This is a genomic window from Alcanivorax sp. DG881 (genome assembly GCF_000155615.1).
Classification (GTDB): domain Bacteria; phylum Pseudomonadota; class Gammaproteobacteria; order Pseudomonadales; family Alcanivoracaceae; genus Alcanivorax.
Window position 1 is genome coordinate 1,570,722 of sequence record NZ_DS989915.1, and the last position, 25,362, is coordinate 1,596,083.

The following is a 25,362-nucleotide window of genomic DNA, read 5'->3' on the forward strand; positions in this document are numbered from 1 at the left end:
CCCATGGAAACGGGCCTGCGTATGCCGGTTAAAGAGGCATTGAAAGATCGCTGCTGGATTGACGGCAATGATTACCATGCGTTGTACCAACAGAGTCTGGATGACAGCGTTGGCTTCTGGCGCCGACAGGCACAGCGGATCGACTGGCAGCACTTCCCCCAACAGATTCGCGACACCCATTTCAGCCCCGATGATCTGCACATTCGCTGGTTTCATGATGGTGAGCTGAATGCCGCAGAAAACTGTATTGACCGCCACCTGGCCACCAACAGAGACGGCATAGCACTACTGTGGGAACCGGACTCTCCGGACCAGGATCGCCGGCAAATCACCTATCAGCAGTTACACCAACACGTCTGCAAGCTGGCCAACACCCTCAAACAGCAGGGCATTGGCAAAGCTGACCGGGTGATGATTTACATGCCCATGATTCCCGAAGCGGTATTCGCCATGCTCGCCTGCGCCCGCATCGGCGCCATTCATTCGGTGGTGTTCGCCGGCTTTTCTCCGGACGCCCTGGCGGGCCGCATCGCCGATTGCGGTGCCAAAATGGTAATCACCGCAGACGGCGGGCGTCGCGGCGGCAAGATCGTACCGCTAAAAGACAACGTGGATGCCGCACTGGAACAGGCCGGCACCGATAGCGTCGACAAGGTACTGGTGGTGAACCATGTGGGCTGTGACACTCACTGGTTTGCGCAACGCGATCTGGATTTTCATGAGCAGCTGGCACTCAGTGACGGCGACTGCCCAGCGGAGCCCATGAATGCGGAAGACCCGCTATTCATCCTCTATACCTCCGGCTCCACCGGGCAGCCAAAGGGTGTACTGCACACCACCGGCGGCTACATGGTCTATGCCTCGCTGACCCACCAGCTGGCCTTCGATTACCACCCGGGGCAAGTGTACTGGTGCACCGCCGATGTGGGCTGGATTACCGGGCATACTTATCTGGTCTACGGTCCGTTGGCCAACGGCGCCACCTGCGTGATGTTCGAAGGGGTGCCCAACTACCCGGACGATCAACGGGTCGGCGATATTATTGACCGCTACAATATCGACATTCTTTATACCGCTCCCACCGCCATCCGCGCGCTGATGGCCGGCGGCGATCATTGCTGTGCCAACAGTCGACGCGACAGCCTGCGCATCCTGGCCACGGCCGGAGAGCCCATCAACCCGGCCGCCTGGCAATGGTTCCATGACCAGCTGGGTAACAGCCAGGCCGCTGTGGTCGACACCTGGTGGCAGACAGAAACCGGCGGCATCATGATCTGCCCTCTGCCCGGTGCCATTGAAGCCAAACCCGGCGCTGCCACGCTGCCTTTTTTCGGTGTCCAGCCGGCACTGGTGGATAACGACGGCAAGCTGCTGCACGGCGCAGCAGAAGGCAACCTGGTCATCGCCGATAGCTGGCCCGGCCAGGCCCGCACCCTGTGGGGCGACCATCAACGGTTTGTGCAAACCTACTTCACCAGCTTCCCCGGCTATTACTGCACCGGTGACGGGGCGCGTCGTGACGAAGATGGCTACTACTGGATTACCGGTCGTGTGGACGACGTGATTAATGTGTCCGGTCATCGCATGGGCACCGCGGAAGTGGAAAGCGCCCTGGTTTCACACCCCAAGGTGTGCGAAGCCGCCGTCGTCGGTTATCCCCATACCATCAAGGGCCAGGGCATTTATGTCTATGTGACCCTGAATGATGGCGAGCACACCAGCGATGCCCTGCATGACGAATTACGCCAGTGGGTGCGCCGGGAAATCGGCCCCATTGCCACCCCTGACCTGATCCATTTTACCCATGGGCTGCCGAAAACCCGCTCCGGCAAAATCATGCGCCGCATCCTGCGCAAGGTGGCGGCCAACGAACACGACAGCCTGGGCGACATCTCCACCCTGGCCGATCCGGCGGTGGTAGCCAACCTGGTTGAAACCCGGCTGAACCGTTGATACAGACGCCACTTGAAACCGCATACGCTGATGAAACATGGATGTTTTCTGTGTTTCCTTTCCCCATGCTGCCCTCCCCGGGCAGCATCTTTTTTTCATTCCCATCTTTTTTTGGGCTCTTCGCACGCAACATGCTTAAATCAGAGCCATGACAACCATACTGATTGCCGATGATCACCCCCTGTTCCGTGCGGCCCTGATACAGGCCGTAGAGGCCAGCTTTGCCGGTGCCAACATCCATGAAGCCGACTCGCTCGCCACTCTGGAAGTACTGGGCCAGCAAGCAATCCCCTTCGATGTCATTCTTCTGGATTTACACATGCCCGGCACCCACGGCTTTTCCGGCCTGGTGTACCTGCGTGAGCAATACAGGAAAGTGCCGGTGGTGGTAATTTCAGCCACCGAAGACGTGGACGTGATCCAGCGCGCCATTCACTTTGGTGCCGACGGCTTTATTCCCAAATCCGCTTCCGTGGACACCATGACCGATGCCATGCGCAAGATCATGGACGGCGAACGCTGGCTACCGGAAAAAGCCCGCCGAGCCATGCCCCCAACGCTGCCAGACCACTCCGCCATGAGCGAGCGAATCACCAGCCTGACCCCGCAGCAGTTTCGGGTCATGGGCATGCTGATGGAAGGTATGCAGAACAAGGTGATTGCCTACGAGCTGGACGTATCGGAAGCCACCGTGAAAGCCCATATGACCGCCATTTTTCGTAAGCTGGGTGTGCGCAATCGCACCCAGGCGGTACTGGCCCTCAAAGACCTGGCCATCGAGCCTCCCGGCCTGGACTAAGCGCTAAAGGTTGAGTCGCGGTAGGAGCGTCGCTGGCGGCGCGATTGAGGCCAGCTTCAAAAGCCTTTCACCACAGAGGTCACTGAGAAAGCCCCCTTCTTTTCCTCCGTGAACCCTGTGTTCTCTGTGGCAAACCTGTCTTTTCATACCTGGGTTATCGCGCCGCCAGCGACGCTCCTACAACCACGGCGTAGATACCAGGGGCCGGGATTTTCCCATTCCATCAAGCGCTGCACGCAGTTTACAAAAGCCCTTCCAGCGTTCGTTGCAATATGGCTTCGGAAATCGGTTTTTGCAGGAAGCCTACCCCTTGCTCTTCTGCTCTGGCGCGGACTTCCGGGCGTCGGTCTGCGGTCATCAGCACGGCGGGAATAACGTCTTCCCAGCAATGATCCAGCGCTTCAATCACGTCAAATCCGTCTTCATGATCCAACTGGAAATCCACCAGCAATACATCCGGCACCCAGCTTTGCGCTGCCTTCTCCTGTGCTTCCTTCAGGCCGCTGGCCGCGACCACCTCGCAACCCAGGGTTTGCAGGGCCGCCACCAGGCTCGCCAGCAGCGCGGAATCATTATCCACACAGAAAACACGCACGCCCTGGATATCCCGGCGCTCGCGCAACGGTTCATCCTGCAGCAATGGCGGCACATCCCCTGTCGACAGCGGCAGCGTTACGCTAAAAACGGTGCCTTTATCCGGCCAGGAACGGACGGTTAAAGCATGGCCCAGCAAACGACAAATCCGGTCGGCGATGGCCAACCCCAACCCCAGACCTTTTACCTCACGATTATGCAGCTGAGGCAGACGATGAAACTCCCGGAAGATTTGTTCATGCTGATCACCGGGAATCCCCGGCCCGGTATCCCACACATCAATGCGCACGGCATTGTGCAGCCGGCGCGCACCGAACAGGATGCGCCCGGAATCCGTATACCGAACCGCATTGGACAGCAGGTTCTGCAATACCCGTCGCAACAATACTTCATCGCTGTCCACCACCGCACTGCATGACACCGCTCGCAACGTCAGCCCTTGCGCGCTGGCCAGCGCAGCAAACTCCTGCCCCAGCGGCGTCATCAATGACGACAAACGCAAGGGGTGGATGTGCGTCGCCATGGTGCCGGTATCCAGTTTGCTGATTTCCAGCAACGCAGAAATAATCTGTTCCGCCGCTTGCAGGGAACTGTCGATATGCCCGAGTACCTGCACCTCATGGTCGAACTGGCCCTTTTCCTGGTTACGCAACTGCTGACGCAACGATGAAGCAAACAACTGCGCGGCATTCAAAGGCTGCATCAGGTCATGGCCGGCGGCCGCCAGGAAGCGGGTTTTTCCTTCATTGGCCTGTGCCAGTTTGGCATTCAGCTCCGACAGTTTGCGGGTGCGCTCCGATACCATCTGCTCCAGATTCTCATTGATCTGACGCAGCGCTTTTTCATCGTGTTTGCGTTCGGTGATGTCCATATAGGTGCTGACAAAACCACCGCCCACCATGGGTGTACCGCGTACTTCCACTACGATGCCGTTGGGCAGCTCCCGTTCGAACTGATGGGCATACCCTTCGCGTAATAATTGCACCCGCCGCGTCACGTTTTCTTCCATATTTTCGCCGTCGTAATAACCCCGTTCAGCGTTATAGCGATACACATCGGCGATGGAGCGTCCCAACCGAATCAACCCGTCCGGATAATCAAACAGCTTCACGTAGGCCTGATTCCAGGCCACCACCTGCATATCCCGGTCCACCACGCAGATGCCCTGGCTAATGGTTTCAATGGTGGTGCGCAGCAGCTGATGGTTGAACTGGATCAGCTCGGAGGCTTCGTCCATCATCCGCACCACATCATCGTGGCGGCCATTCTGTTTACGCAGCAACGAGCTCATCACAATGCGTGCGGTGGAGGCCCCCATGGTGCCCGCCAGCAACCGTTCCACATATCGCACCAGATGCAGTGGCGCCGGCAATTCCAATTCTTCCGACACCCCACGCCGACGCATGTAATCGAAGAACAGAGGTTCCGCCCGTGGATGCCCCAACCCACGCTTGCAGACTTCCAGCAATTCGATGGTGGTAATGGAGGGGTGCCCCATACCTTCGCGCCACCAGTCCGTGGGCATATCCACAAACCGGGCCGCCTGGGCTTCATCCAGGGCATCATGGTTGGCTCGGCGGGAATAGTAGATAAACGCGGCCAGATTCACGGACACCGACCAGAACACACCGTGGGTCAGAGGCTCCAGCCCTTCGATGCCGAACATGGCATGGGGGCGTAACAGGCCCAGGCCGAACAGCCCTTGGGTGTTGAGCACGGTCACCCACTCCACGGGCAGAATCACCGGCGCCAGCAGGCAGTAAAACCACACCACAAACCCCAGCGCCAGGCCGATGAACGCGCCCTGCTTATGGCCATTGCGCCAATACAGGGCACCAATCAGTGATGGCGCGAACTGGGCCACTGCGGCAAACGACAGCAGCCCGATACTGGCAAGGCCGTCGAACCGGTCGATCAGCGTATGGAAGGCAAACGCCAACCCCAGCAGCACCAGAATGCTGGCCCGGCGCAGAAAGCGCAGTTGCGTGCTGAGATCCGACAGCTGATCCTTTTCATTGAGCCGCGACTGCAGCCACATGGGCAACAGCACTTCATTGGTCAGCATGATCGCCAACGCCATGGTGGAGACGATCACCATACCGGTGGCCGCTGCGATTCCGCCGATGAATGACAACATCAACATACCGTGGCTGCCCTGGGCCATGGGCAACGACAACATGTAGGTATCTGCATGACCGATCAGGTAAGGCTGGGTAATCACGCCGGCAATCACAATCGGCAGAACAAAAATCGCAAACAGCGCCAGATACAACGGAAACAGCCAGCGCGTGGTGCGCAAATGGCGCAGGTCATTATTTTCTACCACGCCGGCATGGAACTGACGGGGCAGGCAGAGAATCGCCACCATGGAGAGCAATAATGAAGTGACGAAACTTTGCGAAAACAGGGTCGGCTCAAAGCTCTGCATGACATCGCTGCGTTCGCTCAGCTGCTGCCACATATCCACCGGGCCATCAAAAATGGCATACAGGCAATACAAGCCCAGCCCGACAAACGCCACGACCTTGATAAAGGATTCAAAGCTCACCGCCAGCATCAGACCGGATTGGTGTTCGGTGGTATCGATATGCCGGGTACCGAACAGCAAGGTAAAGATAGCCATCAGCGCAGCTACCACCAGCGCCGTATCCACCTGGCCCGGCGCAGATTCCTCCAGCACATAATCAAACGACAGGGTAACGGCTTTTAGCTGTAAGGCGATGTAGGGCAGCACCCCGACAATGGCCACCAGGGTGACCAGCACAGCAAGACGGCGGGATTTGCCGTAGCGGGCGGCCAGAAAATCGGCAATGGAGGTAATATGCTGCTGCTGGGCCACCGACACCATCTTGTAGATCAGTGAGCCGCCCAGCAATACGGTAATGATCGGCCCCAGATAAATCGGCAGATAGTTCCAGCCATTCTGGGCGGCTTCACCAACGGCGCCGTAGAAAGTCCAGGAGGTGCAATAGACCCCCAACCCCAGGCTGTACACCCAGGCATTGTGGAAGGTCTTGCGGCCCTGTCGGGCAGCCCGATCGCCCCACCAGGCGATAACGAACAACACCAACACATAAGCCAGCGCCAACGCACCCAATTGCCACAGTGAAAACACCGCCTCTCCCCGTTGGTTAAAGAAAATCAGGAATCGCTTATCGTGCGTTTACCTGTTGCGTGGAGCATGCTGCCTGTTGCGACTCTTGTTGAGCTTATAGCAGCGCCTGGGCAAAGCGTAGCACCACGGCCACCAGTAGCAGGGCAATGCCACCGCGTTGCAGTTTGAACTCCACCACATTGAGTGCCATGGCCCGGCGCCAGAACATCACCAGCCCCTGACCATCGCCGGTACGGCGCCAGTAGCGAAAATAGGCGTACAGAACCAGGCAGAGGCCCGCCATCAGCGCTATTTTTTCTGCATAGAACATCAGCACTTCCTTCCTTTTTATCGGCCGTCGTTAATTTGAGGAGCCTCTGAAAAACTCCTTACGTGCTCAGCATGGCCTGAAGCGTGCAGCTGTTGTGTCTTGTCTCGACGGACAGGGTGGTTCCCTTTCCTAGAGGCAAGGCGCAGCAGATGGGCGCTTCAGGCCACGCCCTTCGGGTCTTTCAGGCTGGCCCGCACTCGTTGTTGCGCTTTTTTGATGGATGGACATACACCTTCAAAAGCGCGCCTAGATTGCGAACCAGCCTGAAAGACTGAGCACGCAAGGAGTTTTTCAGAGGCTCCTTAATACGATTTCTGTAGTTGCAGGTACATCAGCGCACTGGTCACCGCATCTCCCCGGGCGGTGTGCCGTTCCATCACCGGCACCTGCAAGGCGCTGGCCATGGCATCAAAGCGCAGGTCGGGAGTCACGTCCGGCTGCCAGTAGCGCATTTTCTTTTGATACAGCGCAGATAACTCGATGATGTCATTGGGTAAATCAAACCCCATTAGCGGGCGCAAATACCGATTGATCATGGCCACATCAAAAGCCACACACCAGCCCACCAACGGGCGGTTACCCACCAGTGCCAGCAAAGCATCCAGCGCGTCGCGCACACTTTCACCGCCTTCCAGATCCACCGGCCGCAACCGGTGAATGCGAATCGTGTCCTCCTTGAGGCTGTCCGGTGGCATCAGCTTCACATCCAGACCCTGGCTACTCAGTACCCGCCCATCTTTTATAACTACCGCCGCAATGGACACCAGTTCTGCGGTGCGACTGTCCAGGCCCGTGGTTTCACAATCAATGGCAACGACCTGATCCCCATCATAGGGAGCAAAGAGGTGCGCATAGGGGCCCTGCCCATGGCGGCACCGGTCACGGAACCGGCGCCATTTGGAACCGGGCCACTGCGGCAACATGCTTTTCCAGCGCCAGTCACGGTTCATGTTCAATATTCCAGATGGAAACGGCGCGACAAACGTTGCTTGAACTCGCTGACCAGATGCAACGCATCCCGCAACACATCCCTTTCCAGCGAAGATAGCTGCTGCACCACGATATGATTGTCCTCCACTGTTTCGTCTTCACCCTGCAATTTGGCCAGCTGCCGGGACAGCCGCAGCTCACTGAACAATTCCATGGCCTCACCCAGGTCTTCAGCAAAGCCGGGCTCCATGGCACCGGCGGCCACCAGTTTATCCAGCCGCGCCAGGGTCGAGGTTTCCCGAATCCGGCACTGCAACGCCATGGCCCGCACGCCATGCACCAGCGGGAACAGGGCGCCTTTCTTGATATCGATACCATGCAGGGGCTTCTTCAGCGAACCGAACAAATTCAGCGGCGTGGCAAACTGCAGGACCGGGCGGGCAAAGTGGGCCATCAGCAACTGATCATCACTGCATCGGGAAAACAGGGTATCGCGCACGGTTTCCAGCAGCCCGGGATCACCGGCCACTGCGTGTGCATCGGTGAGGATTGTCAGATTCAACAGGCCTTTTCCGCCCGGATCCCCGGCCCAGTCCTGCACGCGCTGCTGCCAACGCGACACCGGGCCGGTCCACTGCGGATTGGAGACCATTACGCTCCCCGGGCAAGGGGGATAACCCAACGACAGCAGGGTCCGGGTAAAGCGCTGCATATCCTGATCACAGCCTGACCACTGCTGGTGCTCGCCCAGAATCAGGCCGTTATCCTGGTCCGTTTTCAGTATCTGCTCACCTCGCCCTTCGCTGCCCATCACCATCAGGCAGGCTCTTTGTTGATCGCCAGGCACCACCATTTCGAAGGCTTTACTCATCAGGCGACCATTGAGCGCGGCCAGCAAATCCATGGCGAACCGCATCTTCACCCCCTGAGCCATCAGGGTCTCTACCAGATCAGGCAAACGGGCGCTGGCCAGCTGCAGCGCCTCCAGCGTATCCGCTTTCTCAATTTCCAGCCCCACCACATAGGAACGACTGGAAAAGAAGCTGAGCACATCGGTGAGCTCCACCACCCCCACAGCAACGCCCTTTTCCATGACCACCACCCGCGCCACCTTGTGCCGGGTCATCCGGGTCAAGGCCGCGAACAGGTAATCGCCCGGACGGGCGGTAACCAGCTCCGTTTCCGCCACCTCAGCCAAACGGGTATCCGGCGATTGATTGCTCATCACCAGCGCGGTCAGCAGATCGGTCTTGGTGACAATGGCGTAATGCTGTTGATGCTGAATCAGCACGCTGTCCACGCCGTGCTGTTTCAGCGCGGTCACGGCATCCCGTACGGTGGCCTGTTCCGGCATGATCAGGGGCTCACGCATACACGCTTCCACCCGCGCCAGCATAAAGCCCGCCAGGGTTACGCCCCCTTCCCGGCGTTCTGCCAGGCGCTGGTTTTTCTCCGCCAGCCGCTGGCTGAAATAACGGCCGAACTCCACTTCGCTTTCACACAGCTCGCGAAACAGTCCTGCCGGGATCAGGTAGCACAGTGTCTGCTGCTCGGCACGAAACCGATAACGGCTTTGCCCATTCAATACACTAATCGCCCCGAATAAATCGCCGGCGGCATAAACCCCCACCTGGCGACGGCCATCCGGCGCGTTCACGTCCAGTTCCGCCACGCTGCCCTTGTGCACGAGAAAGACAGAATCGCTGGTACTGGCCGCGTCGAGAATAATGTCATCCGGCTCGTAATAGGCCAGATCGGTTCCTTCCTGCAAACGGCGGCGACCGGCTTCGCCAAGCTGGCTGAACGGATACTGATTCAGTTCCTGATCAATCATTCAGTTAACTCCGCCATTGCGTCTTTGCTGTCATTATTAAACGCAAAAACCGGTGCGGAGGAAGCCCCCGCACCGGTTCCTGTGTTACCCGTGCTCAGTGTGCAGACGCTTCACCGGCACCTCGCGGAATACGGATGTCTTCCACAATGTGCTGGATATGCTCAGGAGGCGGCGCCGTCACTCGCGATACCGCGAAGGCCACAGCAAAGTTGAGCATCATCCCAAAGGTGCCGATACCTTCAGGCGACACGCCCAGCAACCAGTGTTCCGCATTGTTCAGCTCTGGCGAGACGAACTTGAAGAACACAATGTAGCTGAAGGTGAAGATCAGGCCGACCAGCATGCCGGCAATCGCCCCTTCCTTGTTCATGCGCTTGTAGAAGATGCCCATGAGAATCACCGGGAAGAAGCTGGCCGCGGCAAGACCGAAGGCAAAAGCCACCACCTGGGCCACAAAGCCGGGCGGGTTGATCCCGAAGTAACCGGCAATCACGATGGCCACAACGGCAGCCCCCCGAGCAGCCAACAACTCCTGCTTCTCATTGATACCCGGCATCAGGGTTTTCTTTAGCAGGTCATGGGAGATGGCACTGGATATCACCAGCAACAGCCCCGCGGCCGTGGACAGTGCTGCCGCCACCCCGCCGGCCGCCACCAGGGCAATCACCCAGGCAGGCAGATTGCCGATTTCCGGGTTAGCCAACACGATGATGTCGCGGTCGATATACACTTCCGAGGAGTTATCCGTGGGGGCATTGGTCAGCACACGCTCCCCGTAGCTGCCTTTGGTTTCTTCACGGCTGCCGGCATAGGTCGGCTTGCCTTCGAAGGGGGCCCCGGCACGCATCTGCACCGCACCATCACCGTTCTTGTCCACCCAGCCGATCAACCCGGAGTTTTCCCAGTTATAGAACCATTCCGGCAGTTCGGTGTATTGGGTTTCGTTGACGGTGTCGATCAGGTTGAGCCGTGCGAACGCGCCCACCGCCGGTGCAGAGGTGTACAGCAAGGCGATAAAGAACAACGCCCAGCCGGCACTGATACGGGCATCTTTCACCCGTGGCACGGTGAAGAAACGCACGATCACGTGGGGCAGGCCCGCGGTACCGCACATCAATGCCGCAGCAATAAAGAACACATCAATAGTGGATTTTGAGCCTTCTGTGTATTCGGTAAAGCCCAGATCGGTCACCACCTGATCCAGCTTGTGCAACAGATATACCCCGCTGTCATTCCCGGCAGCATCCAGCACCGTGCCACCGAAACCGGTCTGCGGAAGGACGTGGCCGGTCATCATGATGGACAGGAAAACCGCCGGCACCAGGAAGGCAAAAATCAGCACACAGTACTGCGCGACCTGGGTATAGGTGATCCCTTTCATACCGCCCAGCACGGCGTAGAAGAACACGATGGCCATACCGATCACTACACCGGTATTCACATTCACTTCCAGGAAGCGGGCGAACACGATACCGGTACCGCGCATCTGGCCCGCCACATAGGTAAAGGACACGAAGATCACGCAGATCACCGCTACGGTTCTGGCCACGTTGGAGTAGTAACGGTCACCGATAAAGTCCGGCACGGTAAATTTACCGAACTTGCGCAGGTAAGGTGCCAGCAGCATGGCCAGCAGCACATACCCCCCGGTCCACCCCATCAGGTATACCGATGCATCGTAGCCGGAGTAGGCAATAATCCCGGCCATGGAAATAAATGACGCCGCTGACATCCAGTCAGCCGCGGTTGCTGCCCCATTGGCGATCGGGGAAACCCCGCCACCGGCCACGTAAAAATCTTTGGTCGACCCGGCCCGTGACCAGATCGCAATCCCGATGTAGAGCGCAAACGAACCGCCTACAAAGAGATAAGTGAGTGTCTGAATATCCATAGGATGTCTCTCTTTATCTGTTCAGCGGTTAGTCTTCGTGGACGTCAAATTTGCGGTCCAGCTTATTCATGGAATGCGCGTATTTAATGATCAGCACCAGGAACACGTAGATCGCTCCCTGTTGCGCAAACCAGAAGCCCAGCTTGAAACCAAAGAATTGGATTTGATTGAGTTCATCTACCAGCAATATGCCGCAGCCATAGGAGACAACGAACCAGATAGCCACGTAGGTAAAAATCAATCGCAGGTTAGCGGCCCAGTAGGCGCGGGCGTTTTCTTCTTTCATTACTCGTCCCTCTGCGTCATCAGGAAATCAGGCCACCCCCTTTTCAGGCAGACAAGGGATAGGCTCGATACCCAGACTAGCCAAAGGGCCATGGCAGCACAGTATGACTTTAGTCGAAGTCGGCCAGGGCACAGCAGGCTCCCGAAGCGCATGGAAAAAGCGAGCCACCCGGAAAAAGGCATTCCCGGCCTGCGATATCGGCGGTTTTCCGTTAAACTCGCGGGTCTGTTCGTTGAGCCCCATGGCTCAGACAGGGAATTTTCGAGTCGATAAAAACAATCATGGATAGATAATGAAAATAGCGCGATGGCTGTTGGCCGCGTTTCTGCTTGTGATTTTCGGCGGCTCATTGCTGCTGACGCTTTCGCCCGACCTGACACGTTGGCCTGTGGCGCCCACGCAACCCGCTCCGGAAAAGGGCTCGGTCACGCTCACCTACCTGGGCACCAGCACCATCCTGATCAGCGACGGCCACACCCACCTGCTCACCGATGGGTATTTCTCCCGGGTTTCCATTCCGCGATTGTTGTTCACCCGGATAGCACCGAATTCACAGCGCATTGAGCACGCCCTGGCACAGGCCGGCATTACCTCACTGGACGCCCAGCTGGTGCTGCACTCTCATTTCGATCACGCCATGGATGTGGCGGAAGTCGCAAAACGCACCGGCGCACAATTGCTGGGCTCCTCGTCTACAGCCATGGTGGGCAAGGGCGGCGGCCTGCCGGATTCCCGCATCACCACCATCGTCCCCCATCAGCCGTATTCGTTTGGGCAATTTACCGTGCACTTTGTCCCGGCCAGCCATGTGCCACTGCCCGCGCCAGTGGAAGCCATGACCGGCAAGGGTGACATCGCCGCACCGGTCACCCCACCCGCACGAGTGGGAGCCTGGGAGGAAGGACAAAGCTACGCCGTGGTCATTACCCATCCCGCCGGATCGCTGTTGGTTCAGGGAAGTTCCGGAGCGGCCCCCGGGGCGCTGACGGGTTACCAGGCTGACTATGCCCTGCTGGCCAGCGCCAGCCTGGGCAAACAAACGGATCATTATCAGCAAATGTTCATGGAGGAAACCGCCAACGCGGTAGGTGCCCACACGGTGATACCGGTGCACTGGGATGATTTTTTCAGTGAACTGACCGCAGATGTGAAACCGCTCCCCTGGGGCCTGGACAACATGCATGCGTCTTTCCAGGCGTTGGCAGGCCGGCACAACGGCGACTTCCTGGTCCTGCCGCCCTTTCAGCCCTTCACGTTACAGGCACGAAGTCCGACAGTATCCGGGCAATAACCTCCGGCCGGGTTTCGCGTTTCAGCTGCTCCAGCAATTGCGCCGCCTGGGGCCAGCGCCGGCGCAGGTAACTCAACCACTGTTTTATGCGCCCGGCCAATTGCGCATCAGTGCCGGTACCCGCCACATCCACCCAGAACTGTTGCAGGATCGGCAAGATCGCATCCCAGCCAGGCTCCCCACCGTGCCGCAACACGGAGACCAGACGCGGGTTGGCCACCGCGCCGCGCCCGAGCATAAGATCATCACAGCCGCTTTCCTGGCGAGCGCGAGCCGCATCGTCCGCAGTCCAGATCTCGCCATTGGCAATCACCGGAATCGACACCACCTCACGGATGTGGCCGATACGATCCCAGAATGCCGGAGGTTTATAGCCCTGGCGCTTGGTGCGCCCGTGTACCGTCAACCAGGCAGCTCCGGCCTCCACTACCGCCCGGGCGTTGTCCAGCGCCCGGGCATCGTCTTCATTACCCAGACGCATTTTCACCGACACGGGCACATTGGCCGGCACAGCGTCACGCACCGCCGCCGTCACCGCATGCACCACCTCTGGCTCATCAAGCAACACGGCACCGCCACGATGACGGTTCACGGTTTTCGCCGGGCAACCAAAATTCAAATCAATCGCTGGCGCCCCAAGCGCCACTGCACGCACCGCATTTTCCGCCATGCAGTCAGGTTCGGAGCCCAGCAACTGAAGATGCACAGGCGTGCCCGCCCGGGTGCGAGCGCCAAGTTTTAACTCGGGGCACCAGCGATAAAATACCCTGGGCGGCAACAGCAGCCCGCTGACACGGACAAACTCACTGACACACCAATCGTAGTCGCCCACATCCGTTAATGCCTGGCGAACCCAAAAATCCGCCAGGCCTTCCATGGGGGCCAGAATCAATTTCATGGCGCGCATTCTAGGCTACTGCAGCGTTGCCGAATACGCGTAATTGCGGACGAAAGTGCATTCAACCTTCTTTCTGCTCCACCACGAACCACACCACAAAACATCCGGCTTTTCTTGCAATAACGGTGTTCATTTGCCACGGTAAATAACAATTTGCGCAAGAATGGACGCTACTCGGGGACACTGGCACGCCGGAAAAGCGGTAGCAGGCGCCCCTGGCAACGTGAGGGAACGCAATGAAAAAAGCATCATTCGCGAGCGCCATCGACACGGCATTACCATGTTTTTTCCTGCATGGTTAACGCCGCCAACGCCTTATCGGGAAGGCGCAAGAGGGTACACTGCCGAGAAAGTCTGCCACCTTTTCTCCGGGTTACCGAGTGTTCCATCTCCACGCATCCACCGTCTTTTGCGTGCGTTTTTCTTTCCCTTATTGCGTCGTGTGCGCTGCGCGACACGCTGCCGACACCCAAACGCGAATACGCAATATTTCGCCTTACACCACCCCACAACTCATAGGCCTGCCGCCTCCCCCGCGCCAGGCCGCACGTTTTTTTGCGATAAAAAATGAGGGAGAGAAACTGATGAAACAGCAACGTATTTTGCCATTATCGACAGCCCTGCTGGCTGGCTTTGCCGCCCTGCCTGCCCAGGCGGATCTGGAGGTTACCCCCTACGGCTCCCTGCGCATCCAGACAGAAGCCGTTTCTGTCGACCAGGCGCAACCCGGCGAAGACGATTCCTACACCGGGCTTCGGGATGCGTACTCCCGGCTGGGTGTCACCGCCAAATATGATGACTTCGAGCATTTCAACATTACCGGCACGGTGGAATTCCCGATTAATTCCGCACGCCTGCAAGCGGAAGACCCGACCTTTTTCCAGGAAAGTTACAAAGGCAACAACAAGCCGCGGGTCGCCGACATTACCGTTGCCCACGACCGCTTTGGTAGCGTGCGCGTCGGTACCCAGTGGCTGGCGTACTACAACAACGTGGCCTACCCGCTGGATTTCTTCAGCTCTTTCTATTCTGGCTACGCCACCCAGGCCACCTTTCGCCGCGACGCGCTCACCTACACCACCCCCAGCATGGGCGGCTTCACGGCCACCGTTTCTGGTGTCGACCTGACTGATCAACAGGGCACCAGCTATCTGGATACCATGCAGTACGCGCTGTCCTATGCGGTAACCGACTCGCTGGCCTTTGGTATCGGTTACCAGGACAGTGAGCAGGACTCCGCCAAGCATGCCGATCAGGCGGGTATCTCCGCAGCCTGGTCCCCGGGTAACTGGCGCTTCGCCGCCAAGGTGGAACAGCTGCTGACCAACGACGACACCGTGCAGGACGATGACCCGGTGACCTACAACCTGTTGGGTTCCTACAGCTGGAACAAGTACACCCTGCGCGCCATGGTCGCCCATGGTGAAGAAACCGATGAAGGCGATGCCTTCTTCCAGGGGGATTCTGCCCAGGTCGGGCTGGACTACCGTCACACCGAAAACCTGAAGTTCTTTGCGGAATACTTCTACGAAGAGCTGGGCTATGCCATCTACACCCCCAACTCCGAAAGCTTTAATCCACTGGCGGGTTATCAGGTGGAAAGCGATGGTCAGGTCTTCACGGTGGGTATGCGGTTTGATTTTTAAGAGCCGCTGGCACGTATCACGCTGGACACTACAACGCGTTGTAGTGTGATGCGCACCGGAAACCAAACAGGCCGCGCTCAAAATCTGGGCGCGGCCTGTTTGTTCTTATCCGGAAAATATTCGCATGGCTCTACAACATGATGCGTGATGCGCGCAGCATGAGGGGTGCTCAATCAGAATCCCCCGCCGGTTGACGCAAGCGAAACGCCATAGCTTAGGAGATCAGAGGAAGAAGCAGCCTGCGAGCTCCGGCGGGCCTTTCAATATAATCAGCCGCAGCAACCGGGCGGAAGCCCCTGGTTAGAACCATTTGGAATCAATCCTCCCTGCCTCTTTTCCCTTCTCGCCTTACCCTTTTTATATCAATCACTTAGAATAGATCAAATCAGTTGAACGGTTGCCCTGCCCCGGTTCCATCCCCCCCGCCGGCTCGCAACCCGGAATTGATTCACCACAGCGGCTGCATTACTGTTGCCGCCAGCACAGCCCGCAGCAGGGGCAGACACAGCAAAGACGGGGTCCCGGTGACGGATCCGAGGAGACGCTCATGGCAAAAAACGCAGCCCCCGCGCTGGAAACCTCGCTGGACAGTCTGGAAGCCCTGGTGGAACGGATGGAATCCGGTGAGCTGACCCTGGAAGATTCCCTCAAAGCCTTTGAGGAAGGAGTGCGCCTGTCCCGGGAATGCCAACAGGCCCTGCAACAGGCTGAACAGAAGGTACGCATTCTGCTGGAGCAGAACGACCGCGCCGAGCCTGCCCCCTTCACCGGTGGTGACAATGAGCAATGATACAACCCGCAAGGCCGCGCCCGGCGATTTCATCGCGCTGGACCAGCTGACCGAGACAGCCAAGGCCCGCCTGGAGCAGGCCCTGGACCACTACCTGCCCGCCCAGAGTGCCGCTTCCCGACTCAGCCAGGCCATGCGCTATGCCGCGCTCAGCGGCGGCAAACGCATTCGCCCGCTACTGGTCTACGGCGCCGCCCAGCTGGCAGGCGCGAGCGCAGCCCAGGCCGATGTGCCTGCGGTGGCGGTGGAATTGATCCATGCCTATTCCCTGGTTCACGACGATCTGCCCGCCATGGACGACGACGACCTGCGCCGGGGCCAGGCCACCTGCCACAAGGCCTTCGACGAAGCCACCGCCATTCTGGCCGGCGACACCCTGCACACCCGCGCTTTCGAGCTGCTTGCCTGCCATGGTGATTACCGCAGCGACAGCCGCATCGCCCTGATTCAACACCTGTGCCAGGCAGCAGGCGTAGACGGCATGGCCGCCGGCCAGATGCAGGACATGCTCGCCCAGGGCCAGCAACAGACCGTGGCGGCACTGGAAGAAATGCATTATCTGAAAACCGGCCGCCTGATCACTGCCAGCCTGCAGCTGGGGTACTTTGCAGCAGAAAACGACGATCCCGCCCTGCTCAGCAACCTGACCGACTTTGGCGATGCCATTGGCCTGGCATTCCAGATCCAGGACGACATCCTCGATATCACCGCCGCCACCGAACAGCTCGGCAAGCCTTCCGGCTCCGATGAAAAGCTGCAAAAGAGCACCTTTCCCTCCCTGCTCGGCCTGGAGCAAAGCCAGCAACGCGCCCGGCAACTGTGTGACCAGGCGCAACAAGCCCTGGCCGGCTATGGCCCACGCGCCCTGCCGCTGCAACAATTAGCGCAATACATCATTACCCGGAATCACTGATCCACCACTGACGACCACCCCTCCAGACAGTTATACTAGCGGTTCAGGCGGAAGGCGGTACGCCCTGATTACTCCGCTTTCCACTGACGACCACTGGCCATTATCTGGCCTGCACTCATCAGGCTGCATGACCCTATGCCCAAGACGTTTACTCAAATTCCGCTGACGCGACCCGATACCCCGCTGCTGGACACCCTGAGCAGCCCTGCGGACCTGCGGCAGCTGCCCGCCTCCCAGCTGGAGCGCGTGGTCGATGAATTACGTGAATATCTGCTCTACGCGGTAGGCCAGTGTGGCGGGCATTTCGGCGCAGGCCTCGGGGTGGTAGAGCTGACTGTCGCCCTGCATTACCTGTATCACACGCCGGACGACAAACTGGTCTGGGATGTGGGCCACCAGTGCTACCCCCACAAGATTCTTACCGGGCGCCGGGAATCGCTCACCAGCATCCGCCAGGCGGGCGGCCTGTCCGGCTTCCCCAAGCGCAGCGAATCCGAATACGACACCTTCGGCGTGGGCCACTCGTCCACCTCCATCAGCGCCGCGCTGGGCATGGCGCTGGGCGCGGAAATGGCCGGCAGTGACCGCCGTGCCGTGGCCATTATCGGTGATGGCGCCATGACCGCTGGCCAGGCGTTCGAAGCCATGAGCCACGCAGCGCATACGCGCTCCAACCTGCTGGTCATCCTTAACGACAACAACATGTCGATTTCCCACAATGTGGGCGGGCTTTCCAACTACTTCGCCCGCATCTGGGCCAGCAAGAGTTACATCGCCCTGCGTGAAGGCGGCAAGAAGGTGCTTTCCACCATGCCGGCGGCCTGGGATTTCATCCGCCGCACGGAAGAAAGCATGAAGAACATGGTCAGCCCGGACATGTTGTTCGAGGCCATCGGTTTCAACTATATCGGCCCCATTGACGGCCACAATGTAGACGAACTGGTCCGCACCCTGGGCAACCTGCGCGACCTGGAAGGACCGCAGCTGCTGCATATCTACACCACCAAGGGCAAAGGTTTTGCGCCGGCGGAAGCCGACCCGGTGGGCTACCACGCCATCAACAAGATCGAACCCAAGCCCAAGGTCCAGGTGGCCGTTCCCAGCAAACCCAAGCTGCCCAAGTACCAGGATATCTTCGGCCAGTGGCTGTGCGACATGGCCGAGCAGGACTCGCGCCTGGTGGGCATCACGCCCGCCATGTGTGAAGGCTCCGGCATGGTGGAATTCAGCCGCCGCTTCCCGGATCGCTACCATGATGTGGCCATTTGTGAGCAACACGCGGTCACTCTGGCCGGCGGCCTGGCCTGTGAGAATCAAAAACCGGTGGTGGCCATTTATTCCACCTTCCTGCAGCGCGGCTATGATCAGCTGATCCACGATGTAGCGCTGCAGGAACTGGACGTGACCTTCGGTCTGGACCGGGCCGGCCTGGTGGGCGAAGACGGCGCCACTCATGGGGGCGTGTTCGATCTTGCCTACCTGCGCACCGTCCCGAACATGATCATCGCGGCCCCTTCAGATGAAAACGAATGCCGCCAGCTGCTCTATTCAGCCTACCTGCACGAAGGGCCGGCAGCCGTGCGCTACCCGCGGGGCACCGGCACCGGTGCCACCATCGAAGAAACCATGACCGCACTGCCCATCGGCCAGGCCCGTACCCTGCGCGACGGCCAGCAAGTTGCCATCCTGGCCTTTGGGGCACTGGTACCGGCCGCGCTTGAAGCGGCCAACGCACTCAATGCCACCGTGCTGGACATGCGCTGGGTAAAACCCCTGGACCGGGACGCCATTCTCAAGGCCACCGCCGGGCACGCGCTGCTGGTCACCGCAGAAGACCATCAGCAAATGGGGGGCGCCGGCTCCGCCGTGAATGAACTGTTGCATGCGGAAGGTGTGGTGGCGGATGTGCTCAACCTGGCGCTGCCGGATCACTTCATTCATCACGGCAAGCGGGACGTGTTACTGGCCGAAGCTGGGCTGGATGCTGACGGCATTGAACGCCAGATCCGCGAGCGCCTGAGCCGCCAGCAGACCCTGCGCGAAGCCCGGGAGCGCTAGCAAATCTCTCAAGGCACAACACAAAGGGGAGCGGTCATCGCTCCCCTTCGTCGTTTTTGGACTCCTTGACCAACCGCACCGGCGGCGGCGCCTCATACATCCGCCAGTCGTCCCGCCCCCCTTGTTTGGCCAGATACAAGGCGCGATCCGCCGCTTCCAGCAAATCCCCCGCGCTGTGGCGGTCACCGGGGATCATCATCGCGGCCCCAACACTGACGGTCACCTCCTGCATTTCCGGATTGTCCGCATGGGGAATGGCCAGTGAACGCACCGACCGGCAAAGTCGGGAGGCCAGCTGCTGCGCTTCCACCTCATCGGTTTCCGGGTACAACAACACGAATTCCTCCCCGCCAAAGCGCGCCACCAGATCCCCTCCGCGGCGGCTGTAGCGGCGAAACTCCGCCGCCAGCTTTTGCAGGCAGAGATCCCCTTGCAGGTGCCCGTAATGGTCGTTGTAGGCCTTGAACCGGTCCACATCCACCAACATCACGGTCAGTGGCTGCCGGCTGCGTTTACAGCGGCGCCACTCCCTGTCGAAGGCCTCATCAAAAAAACGCCGGTTGGCCAGGCCCGTGAGACTGTCTTCCCGGCTCAACCGGTGCAGGCGCTCTGCCAATGCCTGGGTACGACGTTGCTGGCGCAGTAGCTGGCGTTGGTTGAAAAAAAGCAGTCGGTCGCGTACTTCCGTGGAATAACACAAGAACATGCCCAGCAAGCTGATCCCGGTATAAGTACGGTGCAGCACCTGCCAGTCCAGCCCCTGACCCAGCTTTTCCGCGATCAGCGCGCCCACCAACCCGCCACCCCAACCGGCCAGCGACGCCACGGTAAAGCGCAGGCCAACCATGGCGTAGACAATAACGAGGGCATAAATCACCGAGACGTGGGCCAGCTGGACGGAACCGCTGTCGCGTATAAAACCGGGAATAGCCACGGATACCGCCACAGCGAGGAAGCTGCCGAGGCCGGCATAGAGAGGGAAATAACGGTCCAGTGCCCGCACCTGGGCAAGCAGACCGGCCACCAGCACGATGATCCCCACCCAGATATAGGTGGACAACCACCAGCCACGGACCTGCTCCGGCGCCAGCGCGTAAATGCCGCTAATCAACAGCATGTAGAGCAGCAGGATATAGAAGGCGTTAACCCGGAAGCTTTCCACCGCTTCCTGGCACTGATACTCCCGGTATTCGCCCTCCAGGCGTCGCGGGAAGCGCAACCAGCGCACCCCGGGCACCACCACCCGTCGTGAACGCGGGTCCGTGTCTGACATTGCAAATCCTTTGCGAATGAATCTTCCTGCAGGTTAAAAGTTAACCTTCAGAAGCGCCATCCCTTTGGCGCCAGCGGTAGTACCAAAACGATATCAGGTAAAGATGGCAGGAAATTGCCAGAGCAGCAATTGCACCACAGCCGCGGCATAGACCCCTGCCAGCAAGTCATCGACCATGATCCCCAGGCCTCCGGCCACCCGTCGATCCAGCCAGCCGATCGGCCAGGGCTTGATGATGTCGAACACCCGGAACGCCACAAAGCCGGCCAGCGCCCCCCAGGGAGTGATCGGCACAGCAATCATGGTAATCAGCAGGCCGGCGATCTCGTCCCAGACAATGCCGGGGTGGTCGTGCACGTGCATATCGTCAGAGGTCTTGCCGCACAGATAGGGCCCCACGGCGATCACCGCAGCGGTCACCGCCAGATACCCCCACAAAGGCAGCTGGGCACACAGCCACCAGATCGGCATGGCCGCCACCGTGCCAAAGGTGCCCGGCGCGATCGGTGCCAGCCCGGAGCCGAAGCCGAAGGCCAGGAAATGCACCGGGTTACGCATACTGGGGCGTTGAAATTCCATGTTATTCCTCGCGGGCTCTGTCTCGGCAATGGCTTTGAATTTTGTATGGTTTAGCGTGTGGCCATGCTGCCTGTTGCTTGCATGCGGCTCTTGTCAAAAGTGCTGCCAGCCGGCCACCGTCAGGGCGCCCACCGCCCCGTTTCTCTGACGCAAACGAATACCCGGTTGGGCGTCCACCTGCCCCAGGCAATAGCACCCTCGGGGAACCGGTTGCGCCGCCGGCAGGGTAAACAATAGCAGATAGTCATCGCCGCCCTGCAGCTGCAAGGCCCGCTGCTTATCAGCACTGCAACCGGCCAGCACGGGAGGATCCTCTGGCAGGGCCGCTTCATCAAGGCACGCTCCCAGCCCCCCCGATGCCTGCAGGATATGGCTCAGGTCAGCCAGCACCCCATCGGAAATATCAATACAGGCGCTGGCCTGGCCGCGCAACGCCATGCCCAGCTCCCACTGCGGGCGAGGGCGCCGGAAATGGCCGATGGCAGGCCCATGACGCTGGCCGGCCTGCCACTGCTCCAACCCCAGCAGCCCTGCCCCGGTGACGCCTCCCAGGCAAATCTGATCCCCCACCCGGGCCCCGTCGCGCCGCAACGCCAGCCCCGGCGGCACGGAGCCGGTGGCCTGAATGGAGACCGCCAGCGGGCCACGGGTAATATCGCCGCCTACCAGGCTGATTCCCGCCTGATCCGCCAGTTCAAACATTCCCCGGGAAAACTCGGCCAGCCAGTCTTCATCCACCTCCGGCAGGGTCAGCGAAAGCAGGAACCAGAGCGGATTTGCGCCCATGGCGGCCAGGTCTGAGAGATTCACCGCCAGACAGCGGTACCCCACATCCGCCGGCGCCATATCTGCTGGAAAGTGACGGTCAACCAGGCTGGTATCCTGGGTCATCACCAGCTGTTGCCCGGCAGGGGGTACCAGCAAGGCACCATCATCCCCGGGGCCCAACACCACGGTGTCGCCCTGACGATGATGAAAATAACGCCGGATCAGGGAGAATTCGTCCAGAGGAGCCGCCTCTTGCGGAGGCGATTGGGAGAAATCGGCGGGATCAGTCATGACAGAAGCATAACGCGGCTTGCCGGCAGAACGCACGGCAAGCCAGCGCCATCAGTGGAGATCAGTCACGGGGGCGACGTTCCGAGGCTTCCGCGTAACGCAACTGGCGCGCCAGCTTGTCGAGCACCCCGTTGACGTATTTGAAGGAATCTTCCGCGCCAAACACCTTGGCCAGCTCGATGCCTTCGTTGATCACTACCCGGTAGGGGACATCCTGACGTTCTTTCAGCTCGAAAGCGCCCAGTCGCAGAATCGCTTTTTCCACCTGGGACAGCTCTTCCACCCGCCGATCCAGATACGGGGTAAGCAGCTCATCCAGGGTTTTCACCTGCCCCAGCACCCCATGCAGCAGATCATGAAAATACTCACGGTCCACCTTGGCGAAATCCTGGTTCGCCAGGAACTGGGCTTCGATGTCGCTCACTGCCGCACCGGCCAGCTGCCATTGGTACAGGGCCTGAAGAGTGAAACGCCGCGCCTTGCGACGGGCACTGGGGCTGGTTTGGCTCATAGTGTTCTCTACAAAATAAAGGCTGCCCTTTCCCTGTCTTTCCCCATACGGGGAGAAAACAACCTCCAGAAAACTCAGGAGGCGCCCCTTCTCTCGATAGTGAAAGAAGGGCTGGGGAGAAGGGCCGTATCCGGCGTCAGGCGTGCTACTGCAAGCCTGTTCTTACAAGGCTTTAAACAGCGATACCATTTCCAGTGCGCACAGGGCGGCTTCCGCCCCCTTGTTGCCGGCCTTGGTGCCGGAGCGTTCGATGGCTTGCTCGATGGTGTCCACGGTCAGCACGCCGAACGCCACCGGGGTACCAGTGCTGTTCTGAACCGAGGCAATACCTTTGGCCGCTTCACCGGCGACGAATTCGAAATGGGCGGTACCGCCACGGATTACCGCGCCCAATGCGATCACGGCATCGTAGCTGCGCTTCTCGATGACCTTTTTCACGGCCACCGGCATTTCCCAGGCACCGGGTACGCGGATGATTTCGATATCGTCACGGCTCACTCCGTGACGCACCAGCGCATCCACGGCACCGTCCAGCAAGGCTTCCACCACAAAGCTGTTAAAGCGCGCCACCACAATACCGTAACGGCCGCCCACGTTGCTCAGAGTACCTTCGAGAGTCTTGATGTTTTGCATGTGTCTTGTCCTGATCGCTGGTTGCGCCTGGCAAGGCAGGAGCGTCCAGTGGTTTCGATTTGCTGCCTGACGCCGGACGCCTAGAGCCCAACGCTGAAATCGGAAGCGTCAGGCCTAAGGCGTCGGGCATCCGGCGTCCTTAACTATCCGCGTCCACGTACTCGGTGATTTCCAGGTCGAAACCACTCAACGCGTTGAATTTCATGGGGGAGCTGAGCAAGCGCATTTTGCGCACGCCCAGCGCCTTCAGAATCTGGGAGCCGGTGCCAATATTGCGGTACGCACGGGACTCGCCCTTGGGCTTGCCTGCAGTGCCGCCGAAGAAGGCATCCAGGCGCTCGACGATATCGTTGGAGGCATAATCCTGACCCAGGATAATTACCACCCCGGCATCCGACTGGGAGACGGTTTCCAGCACCCGATGCATGTTCCAGCCGGTGCGGCCATTCATCTTGGCGCTCATCAGATCACGCAACGGGTCCACCTGGTGCACCCGTACCGTCACCTCTTCGTCTTCACTGATCTCGCCTTTCACCAGCGCCACATGAGTCAGCCCGTCCACGGTGTCGCGGAACGCCACCAGGCGAAAATCGCCGTACCAGGTATCCAGCTCGTGGTCAGACACCTGCTCGATGGTCTGTTCGTTCAGGGCGCGATACTGGATCAGGTCGGCGATGGTGCCGATCTTCAAGTCGTGCTCTGCAGCAAACACTTCCAGGTCTTCCCGGCGTGCCATGGAGCCATCTTCATTCATGACTTCGCAGATAACCCCGGACGGCTCGCAACCGGCCAGCGCCGCCAGATCGCAGGACGCTTCGGTGTGACCGGCACGGCGCAGCACGCCACCCGGCTCGGCCATCAGCGGAAAGATGTGCCCCGGCTGAACAATGTCATAGGCGCGAGCATTACGGGCCACGGCGGCCTGCACGGTGCGCGCACGGTCGGCGGCAGAGATCCCGGTGGTCACCCCTTCGCGAGCTTCGATGGATACCGTGAACTTGGTGCCAAAACCACTGCCATTGCTCTGCACCATCAACGGCAGATCCAGCAACTCACAGCGCTCGCGGGACATGGGCATGCAGATCAGACCACGGCCGTACTTGGCCATGAAGTTGATGGCTTCGCCAGTCACGTGCTCTGCCGCCATCACCAGGTCGCCTTCGTTCTCCCTGTCCTCATCGTCCATCAGGATAACCATCTTTCCCTGACGGATATCTTCGATCAGTTCTTCAATACTGTTGAGTTGCATAAAACCGCCTTCAGGCTGGCACGCAACACGCGACACGCCTGCATGATGCGTGTCTGCGTAATGCCTGCAGCGTTATTTCAAAAACCCGTTTTCCGCCAGGAACGCCATGGAAATCCCCTCGGAAGTGGGCTCGGCGGCCTTCTCTCCCAGGAGCAGGCGTTCCAGATAGCGGGCTATGATATCAACTTCCAGGTTCACTGGCGTCCCCACCTGCCATTGGCCGATGGTGGTTACCTCCTGGGTGTGCGGGATAATGTTCAGGGAAAACACCGCCCCGACCACACTGTTCACCGTCAGGCTGATGCCATCGACGGTGATTGAGCCCTTGTGGGCAATGTACTTGGCCAGCTCCGCCGGTGCCTCGATATCGATACGCACCGAACGGGCATCCTGCTTCATCTCGACAATCTTGCCCAGGCCATCCACATGACCGCTGACCAGGTGGCCACCCAGGCGGGAGGACGGTGTCAGGGCTTTTTCCAGGTTTACCGTGCTGCCCACGCTGATTTGCGCCAGCGAGGTCAGCGACAGGGTTTCCCCGGACACATCCGCCTCAAAGGCGCTACCAGGCAACGCGGTGGCGGTAAGGCATACGCCGTTCACCGCAATGGAGTCGCCCAGCTGCACATCGGAAAAATCCAGCCCGTCGCTCTTGATCAGCAAGGTCACATCGCCGCCTTTCGGGGTCATGGCGGCCACCTTGCCCATGGATTCGATAATGCCGGTAAACATGAAAACCTCGTATTGTCT

At 59.5% G+C, this 25,362-nt stretch carries 21 protein-coding genes; 7 read left to right on the forward strand and 14 right to left on the reverse strand.

The annotated features are described in order from the left end of the window. Nucleotides 1-3 precede the first annotated feature (3 nt). Together acs and ADG881_RS07000 are read left to right on the forward strand one after the other, a co-directional pair. A complete protein-coding gene (acs, locus tag ADG881_RS06995; protein WP_007148958.1) occupies nucleotides 4-1,953 on the forward strand; it encodes an acetate--CoA ligase in 1,950 nt (649 codons plus the stop codon). A gap of 148 nt (nucleotides 1,954-2,101) precedes the next feature. Beyond that, a complete protein-coding gene (locus tag ADG881_RS07000; protein ID WP_007149538.1) occupies nucleotides 2,102-2,752 on the forward strand; it encodes a response regulator transcription factor in 651 nt (216 codons plus the stop codon). A gap of 241 nt (nucleotides 2,753-2,993) precedes the next feature. Here the strand turns inward: ADG881_RS07000 and ADG881_RS07005 are convergent, their stop codons facing one another. The 6 genes from ADG881_RS07005 to ADG881_RS07030 form a co-directional block, all read right to left on the reverse strand. After that, a complete protein-coding gene (locus ADG881_RS07005) occupies nucleotides 2,994-6,461 on the reverse strand; it encodes a hybrid sensor histidine kinase/response regulator (RefSeq protein WP_007151386.1) in 3,468 nt (1,155 codons plus the stop codon). Nucleotides 6,462-6,555: 94 nt separating this feature from the next. Beyond that, a complete protein-coding gene (locus tag ADG881_RS07010) occupies nucleotides 6,556-6,771 on the reverse strand; it encodes a hypothetical protein (protein ID WP_007149272.1) in 216 nt (71 codons plus the stop codon). A gap of 302 nt (nucleotides 6,772-7,073) precedes the next feature. Next, nucleotides 7,074-7,721 (reverse strand): 3'-5' exonuclease, encoded by a 648-nt coding sequence (locus ADG881_RS07015; RefSeq protein ID WP_007151184.1) that lies wholly within the window; start codon nucleotides 7,719-7,721, stop codon nucleotides 7,074-7,076. Nucleotides 7,722-7,723: 2 nt separating this feature from the next. Beyond that, complete coding sequence (locus ADG881_RS07020; RefSeq protein ID WP_007150452.1) at nucleotides 7,724-9,535, reverse strand: DUF294 nucleotidyltransferase-like domain-containing protein; 1,812 nt, start codon at nucleotides 9,533-9,535, stop codon at nucleotides 7,724-7,726. A gap of 94 nt (nucleotides 9,536-9,629) precedes the next feature. Next, on the reverse strand, nucleotides 9,630-11,426 hold the full coding sequence (locus ADG881_RS07025) for a sodium:solute symporter family protein (protein WP_007148907.1): 1,797 nt from the start codon (nucleotides 11,424-11,426) through the stop codon (nucleotides 9,630-9,632). Between the two features lie 28 nt (nucleotides 11,427-11,454). Then, nucleotides 11,455-11,712, reverse strand: coding sequence for a DUF4212 domain-containing protein (locus ADG881_RS07030; RefSeq protein WP_007150358.1), 258 nt, complete (start codon nucleotides 11,710-11,712; stop codon nucleotides 11,455-11,457). Nucleotides 11,713-12,004: 292 nt separating this feature from the next. Between ADG881_RS07030 and ADG881_RS07035 the strand changes: the two genes are divergently transcribed. Then, nucleotides 12,005-13,003, forward strand: a complete 999-nt coding sequence (locus tag ADG881_RS07035; protein ID WP_007149542.1) for an MBL fold metallo-hydrolase — start codon at nucleotides 12,005-12,007, stop codon at nucleotides 13,001-13,003. Here the strand turns inward: ADG881_RS07035 and ADG881_RS07040 are convergent. Continuing rightward, nucleotides 12,963-13,910 carry a tRNA-dihydrouridine synthase gene (locus ADG881_RS07040; protein ID WP_007150105.1) on the reverse strand — a complete coding sequence of 316 codons (948 nt, stop codon included), beginning with the start codon at nucleotides 13,908-13,910 and terminating at the stop codon, nucleotides 12,963-12,965. The genes ADG881_RS07035 and ADG881_RS07040 overlap by 41 nt on opposite strands. Before the next feature lie 575 nt (nucleotides 13,911-14,485). Between ADG881_RS07040 and ADG881_RS07045 the strand changes: the two genes are divergently transcribed. The 4 genes from ADG881_RS07045 (at nucleotide 14,486) to dxs (ending at nucleotide 19,308) form a co-directional block, all read left to right on the forward strand. Further along, nucleotides 14,486-15,547, forward strand: coding sequence for a porin (locus tag ADG881_RS07045; protein ID WP_007151444.1), 1,062 nt, complete (start codon nucleotides 14,486-14,488; stop codon nucleotides 15,545-15,547). A gap of 547 nt (nucleotides 15,548-16,094) precedes the next feature. After that, on the forward strand, nucleotides 16,095-16,337 hold the full coding sequence (locus ADG881_RS07050) for an exodeoxyribonuclease VII small subunit (RefSeq protein WP_007149734.1): 243 nt from the start codon (nucleotides 16,095-16,097) through the stop codon (nucleotides 16,335-16,337). Then, complete coding sequence (locus ADG881_RS07055; RefSeq protein WP_007148545.1) at nucleotides 16,327-17,250, forward strand: polyprenyl synthetase family protein; 924 nt, start codon at nucleotides 16,327-16,329, stop codon at nucleotides 17,248-17,250. The genes ADG881_RS07050 and ADG881_RS07055 overlap by 11 nt, the downstream gene beginning before the upstream one ends. Nucleotides 17,251-17,385: 135 nt before the next feature. Beyond that, nucleotides 17,386-19,308: a 1-deoxy-D-xylulose-5-phosphate synthase gene (dxs, locus tag ADG881_RS07060; protein ID WP_007150333.1), complete on the forward strand. Its 1,923-nt coding sequence runs from the start codon at nucleotides 17,386-17,388 to the stop codon at nucleotides 19,306-19,308. Between the two features lie 34 nt (nucleotides 19,309-19,342). Here dxs and ADG881_RS07065 read toward each other — a convergent pair whose 3' ends face one another. The 7 genes from ADG881_RS07065 to ADG881_RS07095 all read right to left on the reverse strand — a co-directional run bounded on the left by ADG881_RS07065 (nucleotide 19,343) and on the right by ADG881_RS07095 (nucleotide 25,344). Beyond that, the gene (locus tag ADG881_RS07065) at nucleotides 19,343-20,581 is read right to left on the reverse strand and encodes a diguanylate cyclase (protein WP_007148810.1); all 1,239 of its coding nucleotides are present in this window, start codon (nucleotides 20,579-20,581) and stop codon (nucleotides 19,343-19,345) included. A gap of 93 nt (nucleotides 20,582-20,674) precedes the next feature. Beyond that, on the reverse strand, nucleotides 20,675-21,160 hold the full coding sequence (locus ADG881_RS07070) for a phosphatidylglycerophosphatase A (RefSeq protein ID WP_007148510.1): 486 nt from the start codon (nucleotides 21,158-21,160) through the stop codon (nucleotides 20,675-20,677). A 93-nt stretch (nucleotides 21,161-21,253) separates the two neighbouring features. After that, a complete protein-coding gene (thiL, locus tag ADG881_RS07075; RefSeq protein ID WP_156790363.1) occupies nucleotides 21,254-22,219 on the reverse strand; it encodes a thiamine-phosphate kinase in 966 nt (321 codons plus the stop codon). A gap of 61 nt (nucleotides 22,220-22,280) precedes the next feature. Next, nucleotides 22,281-22,730, reverse strand: a complete 450-nt coding sequence (nusB, locus tag ADG881_RS07080) for a transcription antitermination factor NusB (RefSeq protein ID WP_007148791.1) — start codon at nucleotides 22,728-22,730, stop codon at nucleotides 22,281-22,283. Nucleotides 22,731-22,892: 162 nt separating this feature from the next. After that, nucleotides 22,893-23,363: a 6,7-dimethyl-8-ribityllumazine synthase gene (gene ribE, locus ADG881_RS07085; RefSeq protein ID WP_007150362.1), complete on the reverse strand. Its 471-nt coding sequence runs from the start codon at nucleotides 23,361-23,363 to the stop codon at nucleotides 22,893-22,895. A gap of 139 nt (nucleotides 23,364-23,502) precedes the next feature. Further along, complete coding sequence (gene ribBA, locus ADG881_RS07090) at nucleotides 23,503-24,612, reverse strand: bifunctional 3,4-dihydroxy-2-butanone-4-phosphate synthase/GTP cyclohydrolase II (protein WP_007148874.1); 1,110 nt, start codon at nucleotides 24,610-24,612, stop codon at nucleotides 23,503-23,505. A 72-nt stretch (nucleotides 24,613-24,684) separates the two neighbouring features. After that, nucleotides 24,685-25,344 (reverse strand): riboflavin synthase, encoded by a 660-nt coding sequence (locus ADG881_RS07095; protein WP_007150097.1) that lies wholly within the window; start codon nucleotides 25,342-25,344, stop codon nucleotides 24,685-24,687. Between the last annotated feature and the right edge of the window lie 18 nt (nucleotides 25,345-25,362).

Bases quoted from the DNA above. Each gene is read 5' to 3' on its own strand.
- ADG881_RS07010 (WP_007149272.1), bottom strand. From the start codon at position 6,771: ATGTTCTATGCAGAAAAAATAGCGCTGATGGCGGGCCTCTGCCTGGTT.
- ribBA (WP_007148874.1), bottom strand. From the start codon at position 24,612: ATGCAACTCAACAGTATTGAAGAACTGATCGAAGATATCCGTCAGGGA.
- ADG881_RS07050 (WP_007149734.1), top strand. From the start codon at position 16,095: ATGGCAAAAAACGCAGCCCCCGCGCTGGAAACCTCGCTGGACAGTCTG.
- ADG881_RS07070 (WP_007148510.1), bottom strand. From the start codon at position 21,160: ATGGAATTTCAACGCCCCAGTATGCGTAACCCGGTGCATTTCCTGGCC.
- ADG881_RS07055 (WP_007148545.1), top strand. From the start codon at position 16,327: ATGAGCAATGATACAACCCGCAAGGCCGCGCCCGGCGATTTCATCGCG.
- ADG881_RS07025 (WP_007148907.1), bottom strand. From the start codon at position 11,426: ATGGATATTCAGACACTCACTTATCTCTTTGTAGGCGGTTCGTTTGCG.
- ADG881_RS07030 (WP_007150358.1), bottom strand. From the start codon at position 11,712: ATGAAAGAAGAAAACGCCCGCGCCTACTGGGCCGCTAACCTGCGATTG.
- dxs (WP_007150333.1), top strand. From the start codon at position 17,386: ATGCCCAAGACGTTTACTCAAATTCCGCTGACGCGACCCGATACCCCG.
- nusB (WP_007148791.1), bottom strand. From the start codon at position 22,730: ATGAGCCAAACCAGCCCCAGTGCCCGTCGCAAGGCGCGGCGTTTCACT.
- ADG881_RS07020 (WP_007150452.1), bottom strand. From the start codon at position 9,535: ATGATTGATCAGGAACTGAATCAGTATCCGTTCAGCCAGCTTGGCGAA.
- ribE (WP_007150362.1), bottom strand. From the start codon at position 23,363: ATGCAAAACATCAAGACTCTCGAAGGTACTCTGAGCAACGTGGGCGGC.
- acs (WP_007148958.1), top strand. From the start codon at position 4: ATGGAAACGGGCCTGCGTATGCCGGTTAAAGAGGCATTGAAAGATCGC.
- ADG881_RS07000 (WP_007149538.1), top strand. From the start codon at position 2,102: ATGACAACCATACTGATTGCCGATGATCACCCCCTGTTCCGTGCGGCC.
- thiL (WP_156790363.1), bottom strand. From the start codon at position 22,219: ATGACTGATCCCGCCGATTTCTCCCAATCGCCTCCGCAAGAGGCGGCT.
- ADG881_RS07035 (WP_007149542.1), top strand. From the start codon at position 12,005: ATGAAAATAGCGCGATGGCTGTTGGCCGCGTTTCTGCTTGTGATTTTC.
- ADG881_RS07095 (WP_007150097.1), bottom strand. From the start codon at position 25,344: ATGTTTACCGGCATTATCGAATCCATGGGCAAGGTGGCCGCCATGACC.
- ADG881_RS07040 (WP_007150105.1), bottom strand. From the start codon at position 13,910: ATGCGCGCCATGAAATTGATTCTGGCCCCCATGGAAGGCCTGGCGGAT.
- ADG881_RS07015 (WP_007151184.1), bottom strand. From the start codon at position 7,721: ATGAACCGTGACTGGCGCTGGAAAAGCATGTTGCCGCAGTGGCCCGGT.
- ADG881_RS07045 (WP_007151444.1), top strand. From the start codon at position 14,486: ATGAAACAGCAACGTATTTTGCCATTATCGACAGCCCTGCTGGCTGGC.
- ADG881_RS07065 (WP_007148810.1), bottom strand. From the start codon at position 20,581: ATGTCAGACACGGACCCGCGTTCACGACGGGTGGTGGTGCCCGGGGTG.